Genomic DNA, 3,440 nt, shown 5'->3' with positions numbered 1-3,440 from the left:
CCCGCCTGCCGTGGCCGACCGGTGCTTCGCTTCGCGAAAGCACCGGTGTTGTTTGAAGGGATTTCCAGATTTTTACGGGAGAGTGCTGGTTCAATGCTCTGGAAAGCCGTCGTTGGCATGAACTGCCGTTTTTCAACGATATGGCGGGGTTTCAATTTTCCTTTTCAGCTTTCTCGCAACGCTCAGAGAAACTTGAGGGAAAACTCGCCGTTCACTGTTCGGTCGGCCTCCATTTGCAGCGGATGACCGTCTCTCAACGTTAGGGGCCCGCGACCTGCCTTCAGGCGGCCGCGCCGACGGCGGCCAGAAGCCGGAATTCGCTTCCGGCGTAAGCGCAATGCCCGTCGTGCAAGCCTCGTGTCCGTACAGCGTGTCCGGGACTGACGGGCAATGGTGGCCTCGGGGGAAAAAGGCGGGAGCGGTACGGTCTGCACAATCATGACGGACTCTGCTCGGGCGTCTGGTGGGCGCGATAGTCGCGTATGAGTTTTTCCAGCAGAACGCGGAGCTTTTCGAAGTCGATGGGCTTCGAGACATGGGCGCTCATGCCGGCGCGCACGGTTTCGGCGATGTCTTCGGCAAAGGCGTTGGCGGTGACGGCAATGACGGGCACCATGCGGGCGTCGGGCCGGGGCAGGGCGCGTATGTTCATGCCGGCTTCGCAGCCGTTCATTTCCGGCATCTGCATGTCCATGAGCACGGCGTCGAAATGGAAGGGCGCGGAATGACGGAATCTGTCGAGGGCTTCGCGGCCGTTTCCGGCCTGCTCCACGACAAGGCCCATCATGGAAAGAAGTTCGGTGGCGACTTCCATGTTTATCTCGTTGTCTTCCGCCACAAGTACGCGTTTTCCATGGAGATAATTCTCGATTTCCGAGTCGTTTTCCCCATGTGTTCCTTCCTCGGCAGGATCGGGACTTTCGTTGTCGTGCACCGTGAGGAAGGGCAGAATGAGGGTGAAGGCCGTGCCTTTTCCCGGCGTGCTGGAAACCACCACGCTGCCGTTCAGAAGCTCGACCATGCTTTTCATGAGGGGCATTCCGAGACCTGTGCCGGTGACGGGCCGGGAGGAAACGCGGGGGTCCCGGGAATACGGCTCGAAAATCTTGCTCAGAAACTCTTCCGACATGCCGATGCCGGTATCGGCGACGACGATTTTATATTGTGCGTATTCGTGCTGATTTACCTGCGAAATGTCCACGGATATGGAATCCCCCTTGTCCGTGAACTTGAGGGCGTTGGACAGCAGATTGTTGAAGATGCGGGTGAGCCGGAAGGCGTCGCCCATGACGAGGGTATGTTCCACGTTCCATGTGGTGCGGAAGGTTTTTCCCTCCATGTCTGCCTGAATGCGGAACGGGCTGAAGCATTCCTCCAGATAGTCGTGCAGGTCCATGCGCTGCAGATTCAGTTCCGCCTTGCCCTGCGCCAGCCGGGACATTTCCAGAATGTCGTTGACAAGCTGCAGCAGATGCGAGCTGGATCTTTCTATTTTGTCCAGATATTCCGCTATCTTGGAAGGAGCATGCTCCATTCTTTTCGCCGCCTTCGTCAGATTGATGACGGCATTGAGCGGCGTGCGCATTTCATGGGATATGTTGCTGAAGAATAGCTGTTTTGCCCTGTCGCTCTGCACGGCCTTGTTCAGCGAGTTCACGAGCAGGGTATGTTCCTCCAGCTGCTTCTGCTTTTCTTTTTCGATTTCGCGGAAGCAGATGATGACTTCCCGGCTGTCGAGGCCTTCGTCGTGGAGCGCCCTGACGCTCACCCAGCGGCAGGCGTTGCCGATGCGCTGTCGGAAATCGCCTCCGAACTCCCGCACGTGCTGCGTGACCAGCTTGCGGATGTTGGAAAGGGTGAATTTTTCGAGATATTCCTGAATGTAGTCGTCCTGCAGGTCTTCGCATATGACCTTGAGCAGATCGGCGTAGGGACCGGTGCGGGCAAGGCGGCTTCCGGTGGAGTCGGAGCACTTGATGACTTCATAGCGTTCCTGTCCGTAGTCCACGCGGTAGATGGCGTAATAGCGGTTGCCGAGCACCTGAACGGCTTCGTTGGTACGATCGATGCGGCGCTGATTGCAGATGTTCCGCCACGTAAGCATGGCCATGCCCGCAACGAGCAGCACCACGAGCGACCAGAACAGCCAGACGAAGGAGTTCAGATCCCGCAGAATGAGACGGAAGGGGATGGTGAGCACGGATATCCAGCCGTTCGGCATTTCGTAGTAGTACACGCCGCGGCGATGGCCGTCCATGTCCACTATGCTGGTGGAATAGCCCGCAAGTTCGTTTTTCTTGATGCGCTGAAACAGATCCTTCACGTAGGAGCGCACCACCGCGTCGGAATAGCTGAGGGCGGTTTGCGAATAGAGCAGCGTTCCCTGCTTGTCGCACAAGAAGAAGGAAATGCTTTTGTCCTTGTCCGGCAGCACGCTGGAAAAGCGGATGTTTTCAGGGAAGATGTCAAAGGCCATCACAGGACCGGAGGCGCATTTCTGAGCGATGGTGATGACGGGCTTGTGATAAATGGCATCCATGTAGGCGTCGGTGAAGATCACCTCGCCGGGATGCGCTTCGGCCTGCCTGTACCACACGGCGTTGGAAAAATCATAGGAGGCGTCTCCGTCCCAGGGATTGAGCGCCACGACCTTGTTTCTGTCGACGAGATACGGATCGATGGTTTTGTCGCCCAGCAGGTTTTCCACCTGCCGGAAGAAGTACATGATCTTTTCCCGGACTTCCTGCGGTTCGCTGTTGTCCACGATGCTCACGCCGAAGGAGAGCAGAACGGAATAAAATTGAAAATTGCTCTGTTGTTCCAGCGAATAGGTGCGTGCAAGATTGTCACCGAAGTTCTGGGCATTTTTCAGAAGGTTGATCTTCATGATCTGATACCCGACAAAGGCGAACATCAGCATGACAATAAAAATGGAAATACTGAATTTTGCACTCTTTACAATATAGGATATATTTTTCAGTACCGTCTTCACTTTTGCCTCCGCGATGCAGAATTTTGTCATACCGCGCCATGGTGAATCATGTATGACGATCGCACCGTGTTTTTCGTTTTTGTTCGGGCGGCTGGCTGTAGAGAATGCGTGCTGATGCGGAGGAAAAATATTACGCGCTTTTGAGATAAAATCAATAGAATGATGCAATATGGCCGGAAATCAGAACGAAGAAAAGAGACGCAGTCGCGTGCCCGGCGGGGCTCCGAACCCGTGTTTTTCGGAAACTTCGTCTCGAACAGCCGCGGGGAGCGGAAAAGCAAGGCGAAGCGTGGGGGCCGCAGCAGGATGCAGGAAAGGCGAAGCGTTGGGGGCCGCAGCAGAATGCGGAAAAAGAGCGGGGGAGCGCCGAGGCGGGGAAGAGCAAAGAGAGAACCGCGTTACGGACGCCCCGCATTCGGGGCGCAGAGGCATGGGAGGGCGTGAGCGG

At 56.2% G+C, this 3,440-nt stretch carries 2 protein-coding genes; one reads left to right on the top strand and one right to left on the bottom strand.

All coding sequences use genetic code 11. The features are described from left to right. Positions 1 to 246: hypothetical protein (locus QZZ60_RS11085; RefSeq protein WP_295641389.1), on the top strand; the 246-nt coding region annotated here is incomplete at its 5' end. A 190-nt stretch (positions 247 to 436) separates the two neighbouring features. Here QZZ60_RS11085 and QZZ60_RS11080 read toward each other — a convergent pair. Further along, positions 437 to 2,992, bottom strand: coding sequence for an ATP-binding protein (locus QZZ60_RS11080; protein WP_295641387.1), 2,556 nt, complete (start codon positions 2,990 to 2,992; stop codon positions 437 to 439). Between the last annotated feature and the right edge of the window lie 448 nt (positions 2,993 to 3,440).

It is taken from the genome of uncultured Mailhella sp. (assembly GCF_905187505.1).
GTDB lineage: Bacteria > Desulfobacterota > Desulfovibrionia > Desulfovibrionales > Desulfovibrionaceae > Mailhella.
The sequence above is the reverse complement of the archived record's forward strand: the minus strand, read 5'-3'. Positions and strand labels throughout refer to the sequence as shown.